This is a genomic window from Streptomyces sp. NPDC029956 (genome assembly GCF_055574655.1).
Genome location: NZ_JBVHZJ010000012.1, coordinates 25658 through 44617 on the forward strand (window position 1 = coordinate 25658; position 18960 = coordinate 44617).

Annotated in this window: 15 protein-coding genes; 2 read left to right on the plus strand and 13 right to left on the minus strand. The window is 70.2% G+C overall.

Annotated features, from left to right (window positions below; all coding sequences use genetic code 11):
- Nucleotides 1-2: 2 nt before the first annotated feature.
- The 4 genes from ACZ4XX_RS12140 to ACZ4XX_RS12155 all read right to left on the minus strand — a co-directional run bounded on the left by ACZ4XX_RS12140 (nucleotide 3) and on the right by ACZ4XX_RS12155 (nucleotide 3489).
- Nucleotides 3-818: a hypothetical protein gene (locus tag ACZ4XX_RS12140; protein WP_468507827.1), complete on the minus strand. Its 816-nt coding sequence runs from the start codon at nucleotides 816-818 to the stop codon at nucleotides 3-5.
- Nucleotides 819-1085: 267 nt separating this feature from the next.
- The gene (locus ACZ4XX_RS12145; protein WP_468507828.1) at nucleotides 1086-1583 is read right to left on the minus strand and encodes a hypothetical protein; all 498 of its coding nucleotides are present in this window, start codon (nucleotides 1581-1583) and stop codon (nucleotides 1086-1088) included.
- A 29-nt stretch (nucleotides 1584-1612) separates the two neighbouring features.
- Complete coding sequence (locus ACZ4XX_RS12150; RefSeq protein ID WP_468507829.1) at nucleotides 1613-2839, minus strand: hypothetical protein; 1227 nt, start codon at nucleotides 2837-2839, stop codon at nucleotides 1613-1615.
- Nucleotides 2840-2988: 149 nt separating this feature from the next.
- Nucleotides 2989-3489 carry a hypothetical protein gene (locus ACZ4XX_RS12155; protein WP_468507830.1) on the minus strand — a complete coding sequence of 167 codons (501 nt, stop codon included), beginning with the start codon at nucleotides 3487-3489 and terminating at the stop codon, nucleotides 2989-2991.
- A 160-nt stretch (nucleotides 3490-3649) separates the two neighbouring features.
- Here ACZ4XX_RS12155 and ACZ4XX_RS12160 point away from each other — a divergent pair, with 160 nt between their 5' ends.
- Nucleotides 3650-4639 (plus strand): LysR family transcriptional regulator, encoded by a 990-nt coding sequence (locus tag ACZ4XX_RS12160; protein WP_468507831.1) that lies wholly within the window; start codon nucleotides 3650-3652, stop codon nucleotides 4637-4639.
- 260 nt (nucleotides 4640-4899) lie between these two features.
- On the opposite strand, the gene ACZ4XX_RS12165 is transcribed toward ACZ4XX_RS12160, so the two are convergent.
- From ACZ4XX_RS12165 to ACZ4XX_RS12175, 3 genes are all read right to left on the minus strand, one after another.
- Nucleotides 4900-5865, minus strand: coding sequence for an MASE1 domain-containing protein (locus ACZ4XX_RS12165; protein WP_468507832.1), 966 nt, complete (start codon nucleotides 5863-5865; stop codon nucleotides 4900-4902).
- A gap of 169 nt (nucleotides 5866-6034) precedes the next feature.
- Entirely contained in the window at nucleotides 6035-6877 is an 843-nt protein-coding gene (locus ACZ4XX_RS12170; protein WP_468507833.1) for a PP2C family protein-serine/threonine phosphatase, read from the minus strand.
- 491 nt (nucleotides 6878-7368) lie between these two features.
- Nucleotides 7369-8691 (minus strand): DUF2254 domain-containing protein, encoded by a 1323-nt coding sequence (locus ACZ4XX_RS12175; RefSeq protein ID WP_468507834.1) that lies wholly within the window; start codon nucleotides 8689-8691, stop codon nucleotides 7369-7371.
- A 253-nt stretch (nucleotides 8692-8944) separates the two neighbouring features.
- Between ACZ4XX_RS12175 and ACZ4XX_RS12180 the strand changes: the two genes are divergently transcribed.
- On the plus strand, nucleotides 8945-10795 hold the full coding sequence (locus tag ACZ4XX_RS12180) for a glycoside hydrolase family 15 protein (RefSeq protein WP_468507835.1): 1851 nt from the start codon (nucleotides 8945-8947) through the stop codon (nucleotides 10793-10795).
- 24 nt (nucleotides 10796-10819) lie between these two features.
- Here the strand turns inward: ACZ4XX_RS12180 and ACZ4XX_RS12185 are convergent, their stop codons facing one another.
- From ACZ4XX_RS12185 to ACZ4XX_RS12210, 6 genes are all read right to left on the minus strand, one after another.
- A complete protein-coding gene (locus tag ACZ4XX_RS12185) occupies nucleotides 10820-12604 on the minus strand; it encodes a cation:proton antiporter (RefSeq protein ID WP_468507836.1) in 1785 nt (594 codons plus the stop codon).
- Between the two features lie 61 nt (nucleotides 12605-12665).
- Nucleotides 12666-13724 carry a cytochrome d ubiquinol oxidase subunit II gene (locus ACZ4XX_RS12190; protein ID WP_468507837.1) on the minus strand — a complete coding sequence of 353 codons (1059 nt, stop codon included), beginning with the start codon at nucleotides 13722-13724 and terminating at the stop codon, nucleotides 12666-12668.
- Entirely contained in the window at nucleotides 13721-15202 is a 1482-nt protein-coding gene (locus ACZ4XX_RS12195) for a cytochrome ubiquinol oxidase subunit I (protein ID WP_468507838.1), read from the minus strand. The genes ACZ4XX_RS12190 and ACZ4XX_RS12195 overlap by 4 nt, the downstream gene beginning before the upstream one ends.
- 42 nt (nucleotides 15203-15244) lie before the next feature.
- Nucleotides 15245-16084, minus strand: coding sequence for an SDR family oxidoreductase (locus ACZ4XX_RS12200; protein ID WP_468507839.1), 840 nt, complete (start codon nucleotides 16082-16084; stop codon nucleotides 15245-15247).
- Nucleotides 16085-16250: 166 nt separating this feature from the next.
- Complete coding sequence (locus ACZ4XX_RS12205; protein ID WP_468507840.1) at nucleotides 16251-17831, minus strand: GMC oxidoreductase; 1581 nt, start codon at nucleotides 17829-17831, stop codon at nucleotides 16251-16253.
- Between the two features lie 188 nt (nucleotides 17832-18019).
- The gene (locus tag ACZ4XX_RS12210) at nucleotides 18020-18937 is read right to left on the minus strand and encodes a cyclase family protein (RefSeq protein WP_468507841.1); all 918 of its coding nucleotides are present in this window, start codon (nucleotides 18935-18937) and stop codon (nucleotides 18020-18022) included.
- Between the last annotated feature and the right edge of the window lie 23 nt (nucleotides 18938-18960).

Here is an 18960-nt window from a genome sequence, read left to right on the forward strand (position 1 = left end):
TGTCAGACATGGGCGGCGACCTCGGCGGCGACCTCGGGCACACCGAGGTAGCGGATCGCCGTGTGCGAGGCGACCAGGCCGAGGGAGACCTCGTGGTGGACGTCGATGCCGGGGAAGCGGGTAGGCAGGTCACGGGGGATCGCCACGATGTCGCCGATGTCGGCGACGTTGACCCAGCGCTGCACTCCCGGCGGGCGCTCTCCCTTGCGCGCGTCGTTGCCCTCGCCGAGTGACAGACGGTCGTAGACGGCCCCTGGCAGGCCGAGCGGCGAACCGAGCGTGATGAGGAGGTCCAGCTCGGTCGGCTGGTGCCACAGCGCCTCGTAGGCCACCACGGATCCCAGGGAGTGGGCGATGAGGACGCGTGGGCGGTGCTGTTCCAGCACGCGGCTCAGCTCGGCTCGCACCTGCTGTCGACGGGGCGATCCGGGGTCGGCGACGTAGGTGTCCGCCTCTCGGCAGAACAGCACCACGAACCTGCGGGCCATGTCACCGTGCCGCCGGGCGAGCCAGTCGGCCGCTTGGCGCACCGGCAGCGTGGTCCACCCCATCGTCACCTCCTCGGGTGCGCCGAGCGCCGCCACCCAGTCCATCAGCATCTCCTGGCCGGGGCGGCCCAGCAGTTCGGGATCGTCCTCGCCCTGAGCAGCCCCCAGGTCCAGCAGGTGTGCGTAGTAGGCGGCCTCGAACGCCTTCGACGAGTACGACTCTCCCAGCGCCGACGCCCACTCATCGGCCAGCGCCCGCGCGGCCAGCTCCGGGCTGCCGGCCCGCGCCAGATAGCGCAGACAGCGGATTCCGTGCACCCCGACGATCATGACAAGTCCCCCTCGTCGACTGTCCCGTGCCGCAAGGCTACGGGGCCGGTGGCGCTCTTCGGACGCAGACGCAGGAAGTCGGCGCCCGCTGAGTCGACCTCTGCGGTGGAGGAGGTCTTCACGTGCTCCGACCGGTCGCCCCGCCGCCGGCCTGAGCCGATCCGTCCCGGGTGCTCAAGCAGCCCGCCCGGTGACCGGGACCGCCGAAGGCGACCACGACCACCGGGCGGAGCCGCCCGGTTCCCGGACGGTGTCGACGCGCGCTGCTCAGCAGTTCCGGATGGACCACACGGGCGTCCAGTCGTACGTGAAGGGCGTGGGCTCCGGCAGGACGACGTCCAGCACCTGGCCGTTCTGGCCGTAGAAGAACGCGGCGGCGCCGACCTGGTTGTTCACCACCTGGCCCACGCCGTTCCAGTGGGACAGGGAGTACTGGTGGCACCGGTAGAGGAAGAAGACCTTGTACTTGCCCACCACCGGGTCCCAGACCCCGGTGCAGAGGTTCCCCGACGCGCACGTGACGGGGCTGCCCGACGTCGTGTGCACGTAGTCCGCCCAGGGCGAGACCGTGGGCGACACGGCCGCCACGGCACGCGAGGACGGACCCTCGCCCCGGGGAGCCGGAGGCATGACCACGGTGTGGCCGCCGCCCTCGCGAGGCCCGTCCGAATCCGCCGCCCGGGCCGGGCCCGCTGCGAAGGCGGACACCAGCACCCACAGGAGGGCACCGACCACACCGAGGGTGGAACGCCAGGTACGCGACATCGTCACTCCTTCTCCGGGAATCCCCGGGTTCACTGCTGACTCGTGCACAGCGGTACGTCCGGCAACCGGTTGTCCGGATGGCTGATGTAGATGTTGGTGACGTAGCCCCCGTACTGCGGCAGATACGCCCACCAGTCGTTGGTGTACGGCGGGACGGAGACGAGCTGCCCCTTCTTCTGGCAGCCCACCAGCACCTCTACGCCGGCCGGGAGTCGTGTCAGCAGGTTGTCCCCGACGACCGGTTCCGTCCGGACGGCGACGTCCTGACCCCACGTCCCGTACCACTTCCCCTTCGGCGCCGTTCCGCCGGGAACGTTCAGGGAACGGGTCAGCCGGCCGAGGTCGGTGTACGCCTTTCCGTACGACGTGCCGTCCGGGTGCAGCGTGAGGACGGCCACGATCGAACGGTCACCGGCTCCGACGGTGCCGGTCGTGTGCAGGGCCGGTCGGCTCAGGTCGACGCTCGCGTCACCCGCGCCGGCGGACGCGGGGGCCGAGCCGTCGACGCCACGAGCCGCAGTGGTGCTCACGGAGCCGCAGCCCCCCTTCGCGTACCTCCCCGACCAGCCCTGCTTCACGGCCCACGGGCGGTCGAACGCGGCGGCGATGCCGAAATGCTGGTCGAAGGAGTCCGACGCGCACCGGGTCGACTGGCGCAGACGCTCCATGACGAAGTCACGAACCGGCGCGGGAGCGGACTCCAGGATGTGTCGGTAGGTCCTCACGGTGTCGCGGGCCGACATGGCCGTGTAGCCCCAGTACCCCTCGTAGGCTGCCGGTGGGGGAGCGGTGTCGGCGAGCCCGAGTCGCGTGACCATGCGCTCGACGATCGCCGGCCCGCCGTAGGCCGACCAGTAGTGGTTGGCGGCGGCGTCCTGACTGCTGCGGAGCATGACGTCCAGCCGCGTGCGGTCGGCGGCCGGGATGGTGTCGGGGCTGCGGTTCCACAGGAAGTCGAGGGCGATCAGGAGCTTGACGACCGACGCGGACCGGAACGTGGCGGTCGGGGCGAGCTGTTCGGTGAACGTCCCGGTCTGCCGGTCGAACACGGCCACGCCTGCCGTGACCCCCGCGGGCACCTGGGGGCTCGCGGGCGTGACCGTCACGGAGTCACCCGTCGGTTCCGTCGCGGCCGCGACGGAGTGGGGGAGCGCCGCGCCGGTGAAGGAGAGGGAGAGGAGCGCCGCGGTCGCGGCGACCAGGCGCCGAGGCGCACGGCGAGCGCTGGTGTGGGAGTGCCTGGGGATGCGGAGCATGGCCTGAGAGGTCCTCACTTGCTGTGAGAGCGGGCTGCCCGGGTCTCGGAAGGGGTCGGCGGACGAGGGCGGCGGGACCGCGGCGCGGAGTCCCCGGCGGGACGCGAGGGGCTCCACCGGAGCGGGCCGGGCGGACGGCTCCCGGTGGCCTACGGGATGTTGCACTCCGTCATGCCGGGCCAGGGATCGGTCGACGTCCACACGTCGACGGCGGGGATGAAGCCCCACCCGTGATTGCGCTCGCGACCGGGAGCGATGCGGTCGCCCATGGTGTAGTACCAGATGTTGTTGCCGCCGTTGTGCGCGGCGCCTCTGCCCCAGCACACGAACCAGCTCGTCGACGTGTCGATCCAGCCGATCGCCGAGCAGGCGGAGATGAAACTGGCGCAGCCGTACAGCGGGGCACCGGCACGATTGCCGCACACCCAGTCACGCGTCCAGGTGCGCCCCGTGTACGCGTCGTAGTGGCTGACGTTGCGGGCGGTGCACGACGCCTGCGCCGCGAGGGGCGCGGCCTCGGCCGTGGGCGGCGCGCTCCGCACCGCGCGGGTGGTCGTGCCGGCCTGCGGCGACGACGCCTGAACGGCGCCGGCGCTGAACAGCACGGCCAGAAGGGCGGCGAGCATTGCCACCGCTCGTCTCACAGACATGTTTCGGCCCCCGTTGTCGAGAAAGCAATGGTCGGACGGCCCTGCGGAACCGAGGAGTTGTCACGGGGCGTCGCTTGAGAGCCGAGCCTTCCACTCGCACTCTGTTCATGTCACCGCTTGTGGCCATGCGACATGAAAGACGATCGATAAGGGATTCATCATGGTTACTGGCGAAACGGCCGCTGGAGGCGCCGCGCCGACGGGACCCGACCCGCGGACGCCGAGCGCCCATCAACTCCGGCTGTTCGTCGCCCTCGCGGAGGAACTCCACTTCTCGCGCGCCGCCGCCCGGCTGTTCATCACGCAGTCGGCGCTGAGCCAGCAGATCAGAGACCTGGAAAGACGTCTCGGGGTGCGGCTGTTCGACCGTTCGAGCCGGGCCGTGACGCTTACCCCGCAGGGCCGGGTGCTGTTGGCGGACGCGCGCAGCGTGGTGGCGGCCATGGACCGGCTGAGCCGCAGCGCTTCGACCCAGGCGCGCAGGCTCTCCGGACGGCTCGTCGTCGGCACCATCGGCGCGGAAGCGGCGATGCCCTACACGCACGCCGTGTTGCGTCTCCTCCACGAACGGCACCCGTTGGTCCAGGTCGACGTGCGCAGCCTCCACTTCGCCGACCACTTCGACGCCCTGTTCCGCCATGACATCGATGTTGCCTTCCTCCGTCCACCGGTCCCGCCCGGCGTCGAGGTGCAACACCTGGCCACGGAACCGCGGTTGGCCTGTCTCCCTGCGAGCGACCCGCTGGTGGACCGCGACCGGATCACCCTCGCGGAGCTGGCCCGCCACCCGGTGATCGACGTCCCGCCGCAGGTGCCACGGCTCTGGTGGGACTTCTGGGCCGCCGACCCGCGACCCGACGGCACCCCGGTCCGCTACGGACCCGTCGCCTCGGACCTGGAGGGCCTTCTGCACCTCGTGGCGCAGGGCAAGGGCATGTGTTTCCTGCCGGCTGCCGCGCGCGACCTCTTCCCGCGCCCCGGCATCCGTTACGTCGAGGTCACGGACCTGCCCCCGTCGACGGCGGGCCTCGCCTGGCTGAGGGAGAACCGCACGGAACCGCTCATCGAGGCCGTGGTGGCAGCCGCCGGACACGTGGCCTCGGCGCGGGACCGGGGGGCCGTCCGGGGCAGGAGGCAGGCCGAGGACTGACCCCACGCCACAGGTCGCGGCTACTCCCGGCACGGGGTCCCAGCCGCTGTCCCCCCAGCGGCCGGCGGTGGGCGGGAGGAACGTGAAGGGCGGTGGCGACATCTGGGCCAGCTCGACGTGTCCCGCCGGACGCTCACGATCAGGCCGCCGGCTCAGGACCGTGCATCTCCAACGCCATCACGCACCAGCTTGTCAGCGCCGGACAGCTCCCATGCCTTGCAGCCGTTGTACGGCTCCTGATCCCTGCGCCGGCGCGGGGATCACGGATTCCCGTGTCCTCCGGATGGGGCTGCCCGGCTCTCGGCGGTGCCGGGTGGACCCGGTGAGGGCTCGCCCGCCGCGAGGTGCTCCAGGACCTCCGCCAGTTCCTGGCAGGCGCGGCGCACCGACCGGCGCGTCGCACGCTGCTCGGTGATGATGGAGGCGAGAAGCAGGGCGGTCAGGGCGGCGGAACCGTTGAGCGCCTGGAGCTTGGCCATGATCTCGACGTCCGTCAGGTGGAGGAACGCGCCCCGTCCGGAGGTCGCCTCGAAAGTGGCGAGCACGGAGGCGTAGAGCGCGCACAGCATGCTTCCGGCGAGCTGGAAGCGGAGCGCTGCCCAGATCAGCAGGGGGAAGACGAGGAAGAGCATGCTCATCGGGCTGAGCACGGCCATCGGCATGAGGATCAGGGTCGTCAGCCCCAGAAAGGCCGCCTCCTTCCAGCGCCGTACCCGGAACCGTCCGGCCGGCCCTGCGAGGACGAGCAGGAGCGGGGCGACGAGCAGCACCCCCATCGTGTCGCCCACCCACCAGGCCAGCCAGACGGGCCAGAACTCGCTCTTGTCCAGGGAGCTCTTCGCCACCTGCAGTCCGGCCCCCGCGGTCGCGCTGATCATCATGGCGCCGAACCCGCCGAGGAAGACCAGGGCGAGTCCGTCCCGCAGCCGCGCCATGTCGCGCCGGAAGCCGGCCCGTCTCAGCAGGAGGAAGGCGCAGAGTGGCGCGACGGTGTTGCTGGCCACGGTGACCACTGTGGTGGGCCCCGGAGTGGTGAGGGAGGCGATGACGAGGAGGGAGCCGAGGGCGATCCCAGGCCAGACCCGTGCGCCGAGCAGCAGCAGGGCGGCGACGGCGACGCCGGTGGGAGGCCAGATGGGGGTGACCACCGCGCCTTCGACGACGAGGCGCCCCATCAGGCCGAGTCGTCCGGCCGCGTAGTAGCAAACCGCCACGGCCAGCGACATCAGAGCCGCGTCCGTAGAGGACCGGAACTGCCGAATATCCAACACGTCAGCCATCAGACACCGGCCGGGCCGCCACGACCGGGCAAGGCCCCAGCGTGTCGGGCGCCGCCGTCCGGCACGGGCCCGGGCGGGTCCGAGGACCGACCCGGCCCGAGGCGAGCCCCTCCCCTCACTCCTCGGCCGCCGGCCGGGCCGGACCGCCGTCATGGCCGACGACCAGGACGGCCGCGTCGTCCTCGTGCCCCACCGTGGCCGCCAGCTTCATGACGGCGGTGGCGAGCGCGTCGACGTCCAGCCCGGCGACGGCGGTGATCCCGGCGAGCCTCGTCACCCGCTCAAGACCCTCGTCGACGTGGAGCGAGGGCCCCTCCACCACCCCGTCGGTCAGGAGGACGAAGACACCGTCGGCGGTGAGCCGGTGGCGCGTGGCCGGGTAGTCGACGCCGCGCAGCACACCGAGCGGAGGCCCGCCCTCGCTGTCGTCGATGCCGGAGCGGCCGTCGGTGGTGGCCCAGATGTGGGGGATGTGACCGGCCCGGGCGCACTCCAGGGTGCCGGCAGCGGGGTCGAGCCGCAGGAAGGTGCAGGTGGCGAAGAGGTCGGCGCCCAGAGAGACGAGCAGGTCGTTGGTGCGACCGAGCAGCTCTCCCGGGTCTCCGGTGACGGAGGCCAGCGCGCGCAGTGCCACGCGGACCTGTCCCATGAAGGCGGCCGCCTCGATGTTGTGTCCCTGCACGTCACCGATGGACATGCCGATCTGCCCGCCGGGCAGGGAGAAGGCGTCGTACCAGTCACCGCCGACGTTGAGCCCGTGGTTGGCGGGCTCGTAGCGGACGGCCAGCCGGGCGCCCGGAAAACTGGGCAGGTCCGAGGGCAGCATGCCGCGCTGAAGGGCCACGGCGAGCTCGACACGGGAACGCTGCGTCTCGGCCAGCTCCCGCGCCCTGGCGGTCAGCGACCCGAGCCGGACCAGAAGGTCCTCGCTGTTGTCGGCCGGCCGTCTGCGGAACATCGATCACTCCGGCGTCACGACAATCCTCGCATCACTCCGTCCCGTCTCCAGCACGCGGGACCACACGGGACCACCTCGGTACGAACAGGTCCTTCCTACTCTGCCCGGAGGGGACAGGGTCCGCATCTCATCGGCGGAGAACGCGGCGCATCCCGGCGGGGCCACCCCGCACCGCCGGAAACGAGCAGCGGTGCGGCGAGATCGAAGGCATCGCCCCGCCCCTGACCTACGTCCGGACCGAGCAGGCCGACGCCGCGCGACTCGCACCACACCGGCGGCCCCAAGGACGTTCCACGGACCGCTCACTGACCCGCAGCGCGCGGCGCTGGACGGAGGACCGTGTCGCGAGGACACGGCGGCTGCAGCGCAGCGCGTTGCAAAGCCAAGCCGAACTTCTTCGGCGAGCAGCTGACCAGCAGGTTCTTCGTCTGCCGGCGGTACAGCATCGGCATGTGCCTGATCAGTGGGAACGTTCGCCACCGGGCATGAAGTCAGCCGTGCGGTCCGGGAATGGTCCGGATTCCGGTTGGGGAGGGGTATTGCCCCCCGATGCCCTGGCGGTCGGCCTGCTCCGCGATGGCCCGGCGGGCAGGGTCGGTGAACTCACGCTCGACGGCCTCCTGAAGGAGGAGCAACTGCGTGTGCACGGCGGAGTGCTGCGATGGCGGCAGGGCGTCGAGCAGGCCATCGAGCATGGCCCGGAGCCTGCGGCAGATCTGCACGGACGAACCGCCGTAGTCACGGATCTCGCAGACGGCGAGCTCGAGGTAGTTGTCCCAGTCCCGGCCCGGGAGCACCAGCCGCGCGTCCCCGCCGCGATCGGCCAGGACGTAACGGCCGGGCAGACGCGTGTTGCCGACCGTGTGCAGGAACCACTCGATGTAGTTGATGACCTGCACCGCGCTCGTGGGGTCGTTCACCGCGGGAGAGAGGGCCCTGATCGCGATGTCTACGAGGACTCTCAGCGCGAAGGCGGGATCCTGCTCGATCGTACGCTCGACCCCGAGGGCGACGAGGCTGTTCACCCGCTCCGGGTCGGGTCTGGACGTGCCCCCACGGACCTCCACCAGCACGGTGCCGGGCGGTACGAAGTCCCCGATCAGCCGGGTCACCACGAAGACACACTCGTGGCGGGCCGCCTCCGCGATCAGACCGGGCACGTCGAAGGCCTGAACGGCTCCGCCGCGCACGGTACGGATGTGCAGCACCGAACCGTCGGACGGTACGGTTCCGTCTCCGTGGGGCGCGGCGCCCCGGATCGCCGCGGCGCCGCCGGTGAACACGTTCTCTCCCATGCGCGCGACCAACTCTGCGATGGCCACCGGTCGGAGGCTGTGGGTGAACCGGTTGAGGTAGATGAGCAGGAGTACCAGGCTCACGGCCACCGCCACGCCGGCCAGTGTGACCCCGAGGTCGGGGACCGATGCGGATTCGATGCTCCGTAGCAGGGAGAAGGCGAACGCGAACGTCCCCGTGAAGGTCGCCAGAACCGCTTTCTGCAGCCGGTCCCGGTACCACAGGCGCATGTACCGGGGGGAGAGGGTTCCCGTGGCCTGCTGCACCACCAGCACGCCGATCGTGACGACGAAACCGAGGAGCGCCACCATCGCGCCCACGATGGCGGTGAGCACGCCGCTCGCGGTCGCGGCGGAATAGTGCCAGCCGCTCGGCGGCCAGTCCGCGCGGTCGACGGCGAGGGCCGCCTCGGCGAGAAGGGCGCCGAGGGCGAGACCGATCATCGGCACGATCCACAGGCTGGCCTTGACGTACTGCCGCAACCTGAACCTGTCCGCCCAGGACGTCATGACACCCATGCCACGCTCCTTCGCGGGAGGATGAGGTGCTCGTGAGGCACGACGTGACGGCGGGTTCCTCGAAGGATCCGCTCTCCCTCACCGTAGGGGGATACCCGGACCCGCGCGCAGCGGCGGCGCCGTCACCCCGCGTCACTCGCTCGCCAGGACGGAGCGACACCGTCGGCCTAAGCTGACCGGGTGCCGTCCGGTCCACCTCACTCCGGCGCGTAGGCGCCCGCATGTGGTCGGCCGGGGCTGAAAGGGGCCCGCGATGGAGGACTATCCCCTGATCGAGGACCACGGTCTGATCGGTGATCTGCAGACCGCGGCCCTCGTGACGACCGATGCGACGATCGACTGGTTCTGTTGTCCCCGGTTCGATTCGCCCAGCGTCTTCGGCTCTCTGCTCGACCTCCGCAAGGGCGGCCACTTCACCGTGCGGCCGGTTGCGGACACGTACACGACCAAACAGCTCTACCACCCCGACACGGCTGTCCTGGTGACGCGCTTCATGACGGAGGCCGGGGCGGGGGAGGTCGTCGACTTCATGCCGGTGACCGGAACCACCGCGACGGACCGGCACCGTCTCGTCCGCATGCTCCGCTGCGTGCGCGGCAGCATGACGTTCGAAGGGGAGATCGCTCCGCGCTTCGACTACGGCCGCAAGCCGCACGAACTCCATATCTCCGAGCACGGCGCCCTGTTCACCTCGGAGGACCTGGACCTGGCCGTCCACGCCGTCCGTGAGCCGCAGGACGAGCGGCTGCTGAGCATCCTCCCCGGAGACAACGACGACCTCCGCTTCTCCTTGAGCCTGCGGGCGGGGCAGCAGCGTGGACTGGTGATGGAGTCCGCTCCCGGCGGGCCTCCGCACGAGGTCCGCCTGGAGGAGTTCGAGCGCCTCTTCGACCAGACGGTCCGCTTCTGGCGCTCCTGGCTGGGGCAGTCCACCTACTCCGGCCGCTGGCGGGAGGCGGTGGAACGTTCGGCCGTGACGCTGAAGCTGATGACCTACGCGCCGACCGGCGCCCTTGTCGCCGCACCTACGGCGGGGCTCCCCGAGCAACTGGGCGGGGAGCGCAACTGGGACTACCGGTTCACCTGGATCCGTGACGCCTCGTTCTCCGTGTACGCCCTGCTGGGCCTGGGATTCAAGGAAGAGGCGTCCGCGTTCATCAACTGGCTGCACGACCGGGTGAAACAGGAGGCCGGTCAGGACAATGGCTCGGGGCCACTGAACATCATGTACCGGGTCGACGGCTCGGCCGACCTGGTCGAGGAGACCCTCGGCCACTGGGAGGGATACCGCGGCTCCGCCCCGGTCCGCATCGGCAACGGAGCGGCGACCCAGCTCCAGCTGGACATCTACGGCGAGGCGCTCGACAGCATCTACTTCGCGCACGAGCACGGCATGCATCTCGACCACGGTGGATGGAAGGCCCTGCACACCCTGCTCGACTGGCTGGTCGATCACTGGGACCAGCCCGGCGAAGGGCTCTGGGAGACGCGTGGGGGCCGGAAGGACTTCACGTACGGTCGCGTGATGTCCTGGGTGGCCTTCGACCGTGCCCTGCGGATCGCCTACGACGACGGCCGTCCCGCGGCGGGCGGACGCTGGGTCGAAGCGCGGGACGAGATCTATGCGCAGGTGTACGACCGTGGCTGGGACCCGGGGAAGCAGGCTTTCGTACAGCACTACGGCGACGACGTGCTCGACTCGGCGCTGCTGCGTATGCCGACGGTCGGCTTCATCACCCCGGACGACCCGATGTGGCAGTCCTCTCTGGACGCGATGGAACGTGAGCTGGTGAGCGACAGCCTGGTCTACCGCTACAACCCCGAGGCGTCGCCCGACGGGCTGCGTGGCTCCGAGGGAACCTTCTCGCTGTGCACGTTCATGTACGTCGACGCCCTGGCCCGGGCCGGACGCACCGACATGGCCAGGCTGGTGCTGGAGAAGATGCTCACGTACGCCAACCACCTGGGGCTGTACTCGGAGGAGATCGACCTGACAGGAAGGCAGTTGGGCAACTTCCCCCAGGCTTTCACGCACCTGGCCCTGATCGACGCGGCGATCACCCTGGACGCGATGCTCCAGGGGGACCGGCGGGACGGCACGTAGGCCGCGGAGCCGCCGAGCGAGTTCTCAGAGTGGGGGAACGGTTGTCGTGGTCGGCGCGGGCCCGAGGAGGACGATGGTGTCACCGTCCTGAGGCACGGTCTTCCGTCTTTCCGTGACGGGGTCCAGCCGGTGGTCCGCGCGCACCACGAAGAGCGTGTCGTACTCCGGCGGCAGCGGGGCGGCGGCCGGTCGCACCAAGAACCGGGCGCCCCGTCCGTAGCGCTCCGCGAGGACGTGCCGGACCAGGGAGCGGCCGAAGAGGATGTCGCCGCCGGTGTACGGAGCGACCACGCCGTGGCTGTCGTGCGGTGGCCCCACCCGGTACACGGGACCTTCGACGTTGTCCTGCATCACGATCGAGGCGAGTGCGTTGAAGTCGTCGTCGTCGGTGGCCAGGAAGACGGCCGTCACGCCCTCCAGCCGAGCCCCGGGATTGATGGCCGTGGCCAGCAGATCGCCCTCGGCCAGCTCCAGGCCCGCCCGCTCGATGTGTTCCCGTTCCTCGTCGAGTCCCGCCCACATCAGCACGTCGAGGCCGGCGGACCGCAGGGCCCTGCCCAGGTCGACCACCCACGGCTCGCCACCCACCAGGAGGACACGGGTGCCCTCCTCCTTGACGACCCCCAGGCGTCTGGCCATTGGCGCCGCCGTCAGCGCGTAGAGCAGAACGGTCCCCACGATCACCAGGAAGGTGACGGGGAGGACCTTCGAGGCCCCGGGCACTCCCCGTTCCACCAGGCCGGCGGAGAAGGCCGACGCCGTCGCCGCCGCGACGATGCCGCGTGGGTCCATCCATCCGACGAAGGCGCGTTCGCCGCGTGAGAGGTCCGTGCGTGCCGCGGCGCCGAAGGCCACGACCGGGCGGACCACCAGGACGAGGATCGCGATGAGGCCGAGCGCCGGAAGGAGTACCGGTACCAGTGACGCCGGGGTGACGGTGGAGGAGATGGAGACGAACAGCAGTCCGATGATCAGCTGGACCAGGGTCTCCAGGAAGGGGCGGCGCGCGGGCATGTCGAAGCCGCGGATGTTGGAGACGGCGAGGCCCGCCACGATCGCGGCGATGAGCCCCGTGTCGTCCCGCACGATGTCACAGCCCGCCGATACACCGATGACGATGGCGAGCTGAGCCAGGGTTCCCAGGGTCTCGCCGAGTCGCAGGGTGCGCAGGGTGAACCACAGCAGCGCGGTTCCCACGATCCCGCCCGCCAGCCCGACGGCGAGGCTGAGCATGAACTGCCCCAACTGGTAGCCCCGGCCGATGTCGATCTGGTGCGACGAGGCGACCGCGTGGAAGGTGAGGGCGCCGAGGATGGCGCCGATCGGGTCGGTCAGCGTGCCTTCCCAGATCAGGATGCGCCGCACCTTGTCACTCGGTCGCACGAAGTCGAGGATCGGCCCCACGACGGTGGGCCCGGAGACGACGAGGATCATGCCGAGCATCGCGGCCACGCGCAGGGGCATGTCGAACAGAGCAGGCGCCACCGTCCCGGTGACGAGGAAGGTGAGCAGCACGCCGTACACGAGAAGCCTGCCCACGATCCCCCGGGTGTGGTGGGCGAGCTTGCGCACGTCGAGTCCCAGACCGGCGTCGTAGAGGATCACCGCGACGGCCAGCGACACCATGGCGGAGAAGTCCGGACCGAGCAGTTTCTCCGGGTGGATGACGTCGGTGACCGCGCCGGCGGCGAACCCGACGGGAAGCAGGACGATGAGGGCGGGGACGCGCAGCTTGCTCGCCAGGATCTGCGAACCGGTGGCGAGCACCACCGTCAAGGCGAGTCCGAGAAGGATCTCGTCGTCGGTCAAAGCGGCTTCCTTCCTCGGAATGCGAGCGTGGGGGCGTCAGGGACGCCATGCGAACGGGCGATCAATGGTCCGGTGCCGCACCGTCACCCGTGGTGCCGCTCTCCCCGCGCAGCTCGGCGTCGGTGAGCTCTTCGAGCTCACCGCGGGCGTCGAGCCAGTAGAGGAGGACCACGGCCGGCACGACGAGCACCAGGGCCACCAGGGTGACGATCGCCAGCCACGTCAGCGTGGCGGGCGAGCCCGCGGCGTCGGCCACGGTCAGCGAGGTGGGCAGCAGATAGGGGCGTTGGGCCGTACCCCAGGCGATGACGGCCGACGCGACGATCCCGATCGCCGTGACACGCATCCAGGTGCTCGGGGGCCGCAGGAGCATCAGCAGGGTGGCGAGGGCGGCTGCTCCGGCCACGACGACGAAGAACAACCCCAGGCCGTGGGTGAGCCCGCGCCACACGTAGGGGGCGTCCTCGTGGGTGACGAAGCCGGTGACCACCGCAAGCACGGTGAGTACGCCGAGACTGCACAGCGCGCGCCGCCTGAAGTAGCCGACCAGATCGGGCGCGTCGAAGCGGCGGGCGTCCCCGGTCAGGAACACCGCGCCGAGGAAGGCCGTGGTCGCGACGGCGACGAGCCCGAACACGAGGGAGGTGGGGCTGGTCCAGACGTCGGCCGAGGCCTCGGTGCCGGGAGCCACGCGTTCCGACGCGACCCCGCCGACGGCGGCACCGAGGAAGAACGGCGTGACGAGCGAGGCCACGGCGAACACGGCACCGTACAGTCGTCGGCCGGCGAGCCGGCGGGAGGGCTTTCGGAGCGCGAATCCGGCACCGCGCAGGACCATGCCCACGACGGCCAGGGCCAGCGGGAGCCACATCGCGGAGAACACGGTCTGGAACAGGACGGGGAAGCCGGTCCACATGATGACGAGAACGAAGATCAGCCAGACGTTGTTGACCTCCCATACGGGAGCCATGGCATGGTCGATGAGCCACCGGGGGCGCCGACCGCGTTCCGTCCCTCCGGCGGTCAGATCCCAGAAGCCGGCCCCGTAGTCCGTGCCGCCAGCGCAGGCGTACGCGGTCACGGCCAGGAGGAGGACCACGGCGATGAGGTCGGCCGTCACAAGCGGTCACCCCCGGGTCGGCCGGCTCCGTCTCCGGAGGGAGGGACGTCTCCCACGGGAAGGGGAGCGCGCGGCCCGTAGGGGAGGTCGTCCTCCGGCGGACTTTCCGTACCCGCCGCGGCCTGCTGCCCGTCGGCGAGGCGCCACCGTGTGCGCATCTTCAGCAGGACCACGAGGAACGAGCCGAAGAGGAACACGTACACCACCATCACCACAGCGAGCATGATCCACAGGGTGGTGGAGCGCGTCGACGTCACCGCCTCGGCGACACGCATGTTCTGGTACACGATCCAGGGCTGGCGTCCGACCTCGGTGGCGATCCAGCCGCACTCGACGGCCACCACCGAGGCCACGCCCGCGCAGGCCGCCGCTCGGTAGAACCATGCCGATGCGGGCAGTCGGCGGTGCCGCAACCAGACGAACCCGTACCAGAGGGCGAGCAGCACCAGCACGGATCCGATCAGGACCATGATGTCGAAGGCCCAGTGGGCGATGGTCGCCTGTGTCGCGGTGGGGCGCTGGTCCGCCGGGACGGAGGTCAGCCCCACCACCTCGGTGTCCGGACTGAACCCGGCCAGCACCGAGTCGAGCAGGGGGATCTTGATGCCGCCGGAGACGGTTCCGTCCTCGTGCAGGCGCCCGAAGAGGTACTCCGGCACTCTGGTGTCGGTCTTCCAGACGATCTCCATGGCGGCGAACTTCACCGGCTGCTTGTGGAACACCGATCGGGCGATGGAGTCGCCGAGGACGAACTGCACCGGGGTGGCGACGGCGGCGATGGTGAACGGAACGGCGAAGCCCAGCCGGTGGTAGTGGTCCCGGCGGCCGCGCAGCCAGCCGACGGCATAGACACCGGCCACCATGAACCCCGCGGTGATGACCATGGCCACGACGAAGTGCCAGTACTGAGGGCCGAACATCGGTGTGAAGATCGCCTTCCAGACGTTCACGTCGACCGGGTTGCCCCCGGAGTCGAGCGAGAAGCCCCGCGGCGTGTTCATCCAGGAGTTGGCGGCCAGAATGCCGAACGCTCCGAGCAGTGCGGCGAACGGCAGGGGCAGCCCGAGAAGGAAGTGCGTCCGCGGCTTCAGCCGCCGCCATCCGTACAGGTAGATGGCGATGAGCACGGCCTCCAGGAAGAAGGCCCAGGCCTCGACGCCGAATCCGATGCCGAAGACATCACCCCACCGCCCCATCAGGCCGGGCCAGAGCAGACCGAACTCGAACGAAAGCACCGTGCCGGTGACGATGCCGAGTGCGAACTGCACCGCCATGACGGCCGACCAGCGCCGCGCCAGGAGCAGCGCCGTGGCGTCCTTCCGGCGCAGCCCTCGGTAGTGCATGACCAGGGTGATGAAGGGGAAGGCGACACCGAGGGGTACCAGGATGATGTGAGAGGCCAGGGTGAAGGCCATGAGTTCCCGGGCCGGCAGGAGTTGGGCCGGGGCATCCGCCAGCAGGTGGAGCGAGGTGGACATGCAAGCCTTCGCTGTTCGTGGACGTGACGGGCCGGGAGACGGTCATCCGCCCGTGGCGAATCCCGGGAAGAGGGTCATGCCGCCGTCGACGTACAGGGTGGTACCCACCACGTAGTCCATGAGGTCGGAGGCGAGCGCGACGACGGCGTTGGCGATGTCCTCGGGATCGCCGATGCGGTCGTACGGAATGAGCCGCAGGAGGTCCTCCCGCGCTTCCGGCGTCTCCCAGGCGGCGCGGTTGATCGGCGTCCTGATCGCCCCCGGGGCGACCGCGTTCACCCGGATCTTCTCGGGTGCCAGCTCCTGGGCCAGGGTCTGCATCATCATCTGCACGCCGCCCTTGGAGGACGCGTAGTTGACGTGGCCCGACCACGGGATGAGCTGGTGCACCGAACTCATGCAGATGATCTTCCCGGCGGAGCGGGAGACCTCGGGGACCACGCCCCGGCGCCGGAACTCCTTGGTCGCCTCCCGGGCGCACAGGAACTGACCGGTGAGATTGACGTCGATGACCTTCTGCCACTGAGCGAGCGTCATCTCCGTGAGCCGGGCGTCCCGCTGCAGTCCCGCGTTGGCCACGAGAACGTCGATGGTGCCGAACTCCCGGACCATCCGGTCCATCATGGCGACGACCTGGTCCTCCTGGGACACGTCGGCCTCGTACGCCGAGGCGCGTACCCCGAACGAGGCGATCTCCGCGACCACCTCCTCGGCGGCCTCACGCCCCGCCACGTAGTTCACGACCACGTCGGCGCCCGCTCGGCCCAGACCGATGGCCGTGGCCTTGCCGATGCCCGAATTGGCGCCGGTGACCAGAGCCTTCTGGCCGTGCAGCAAGCGCGCCGGGAGCACATCCTGCGGTGCCCCCACAGTGGAATCCATTCCCTGCCTCCTCGCTGCGCGGTCGCCCTGGGCCCGGGGCCGGCGCGGCCGGGCAGCTCACGCAATCACCCGATGGGGCGGTCGGCATCTCCTCAGCATCGCCTGTGGGCCGTTGAGGCGAGCATCTTCGTCCGGACGGACCACTCGCAGGCGTGCCGCGCCGGTCTCAACCCAGCCGGGCCACGAGGTGGTCCCCGACCCGCAGGGCGTTGGCGATGGCCGTCAAGGACGGGTTGACCGCGCCGATGCTGGGGAAGAAGCTCGTGTCGACGACGTACAGGTTGTCGAGGTCGTGCGCCTTGCAGTTCACGTCCAGCGCGGAGGCGGCAGGATCGGTGCCGAAGCGAACGGTGCCCGCCTGGTGCGCCGTCGCGCCGATCGGCATGCCCTTGTGCAGGTAGATGCTGCGGGACAGCAGGTGATGCTCGTGCATGCCGAGGTGGCCCAGCATTCCCTGCAGTTTGTGCCTCAACCTCCTCAGCCCTTCGACGTTGTTCTTCTCGTCGAGAGTGAGAGTGATACGGGCGTCGCCGTCGAGAGTGACCCGGTTGTCGGGCAGGGGCAGATCCTCACCGCACAGCCAGAAGTCGACGGCGTGATGCGCCAGCACCTCGAACGGCATGTCGGGTGTCACCGCACCGGCCCATCGGGGGGCCTCGCCGTGGATCTGCTCGGCGTCCGACTTGCCCAGCATCTGGATGCCGCCCAGCGGGAAGTCCCAGTCGTCGGCGCCGAGGTACCAGTCGTTGACGGCGAGGGTCTTCTGGAACCGGGTGTCATTGGGTTCCTTCGACACCGCCATCAGAGCGAGGTTGTTGTGCCGCATGTAGAACCGGCCGACCACGTCCGAGCCGTTGGCGAGGCCACGGGGATGGTGTTCGTTCGCCGAGGCCAGCAGCAGCGCCGCGGAGTTGACCGCCCCACAGGAGACGACCACCATGTCCGCCGTGTAGCGGACCTCGGAACCGTCTGCCAGCCGGCCGACGACCGCGCTGACCCTGCGTCCCCGGGCATCCGTATCCAGACGGACCACCTGGGTGTGGGTGACCATCTCGACGTTCGGGTGCTCCAGGGCCGGTTCCACACAGATCACCTCGGCGTCGGACTTCCCGCGCACCAGGCACGGAAAGCCGTCGACCCGGTCGCACCGGATGCAGACGCTGGAGTGGGTGGCCCGCCCGCCGTTCTCCTGGATCAGGTTGACGCCGATCGGCAGGTGGAACGGGTGCAGGCCGCGCTTCTCCAGATCGTCGCTCAGCTGCTGGATGCGCGGCTCGTGCTCCACCGGCGGATGGGCGTACTGCGCGCTCACCGGGCCTTCGCCGGGATCCTCGCCGTGCCGTCCGTGGACGAGGTAGAGGTGCTCGGCCTGCGTGTAGTACGGCTCCAGATCCTCGTACCGGATCGGCCAGGCAGGGGAGATGCCGCCGTGATGACGGATCTCGCCGAAGTCCTCGGGGCGCAGCCGGAAGAGGGCGGCTCCGTAGAACTTGGTGTTTCCGCCGACGTAGTAGTTGACCTCGGGCGGGAACTCGTCGCCGTTCCTGTCCAGCCAGAACTCCGGCGCACGGTACTTCCCCCTGACGAACACGGCCGTCGAATCCCAGTTGTCCCGCTCACGCGGGAGATGGCCGCCGCGTTCGACGAGGAGGACGCGCTTGCCGGACGGGGCGAGCCGATGGGCGAGAGTGCCTCCGCCGGCTCCGGTGCCGATGATGATGACGTCGTAGTGAGGGGCGTCGCCCACGGCGACCACCGTCCTTGGAATCAGGGCCCCGACCTGATGTCAGGCACCTGGCACCCCGCGGGCGGAGGTGCGGCCGGCCCACCTCTCTCGAAAGTAGCCGCCCCCCTCGTGGACGGCGACCGGAGCGGAGGTCCCTGGCCGGTGGGCATTCTCCGCAGTGTGGCGGCGGTCCCTGGGGCCAGGCCTGTTCACAGCACCGCTATGGGATTCACGGGCGACCCCGTGGCTCCGGTCAGCCGCAGGGGGGCGACCACACAGAGGAAACTCCAGCGCCCGGCCTGTGCGCAGACCGGGACGAGGTCCTCGAACCGCAGGTAGTCCATGAGATGGACCCCCATGGCGTGGATGGCCAGGACGTGCACGGGGAAGCCGATGCCCTCCACGACGCTGGGCGCGGTGTCGTTGTTGCCGTCTCCGCCCAGCGCGGAGACCTCGCGCTCGGCCAGGAACTCCACGGCGGTCGGGTGCAGACCCACCCGTGCCTCGGCGGAGTCCCACGGCCCGAGTTCGGTGCGCCGAAGGCGATGCCCCACCCTGACGAACAGGAGATCGCCCGGTCCGACACGGACCCCCTGCGTGACCTCGGCGGCGGTCAGGTCGCCCGAGGTCACATGGTCGCCCGGTTCCAGCCAGGGCACACCACGCAGTCGCGGGATGTCCAGCAGGACACCCCGTCCGACGATGCCGTTCCCGAGCAGGTCGACGGAGAGCCGACGGGCACCCTCGGCCGTCAGGGTGCTCGCGGGCACCCCGCCGTAGAGCTCCCCGTCGAACACCACGTGACACAGGGCGTCGAGATGGCTGTCAGCGTCGCCGTGCACGTTCATCGCGAAGCGGTCGGTGGCGAAGTGGAGCGCGTCGGAGCCCAGCTCGCGCGGGCTCGGGCCCGTCATGCGGTGCACCGCGGGCTCGGGGGCGTCGGGGCCCGGCACGGTCTCGATGGGAGCCGCCATCGACACGGTGCGTCCGATCCGGACCTCCGAGGCCGCCGCCGCCACCCGATCAGGTGTCAGATGGCGTAGCGCCCCACACCGGCCGTCCACCGCCGGGGGCGCCGCCTGGTTCCGGAGCCGCTCGTAGAGCGCCCGGAAACCGTGCGCGGTCATGTCGCTCGTCCTCGACGGCTCCA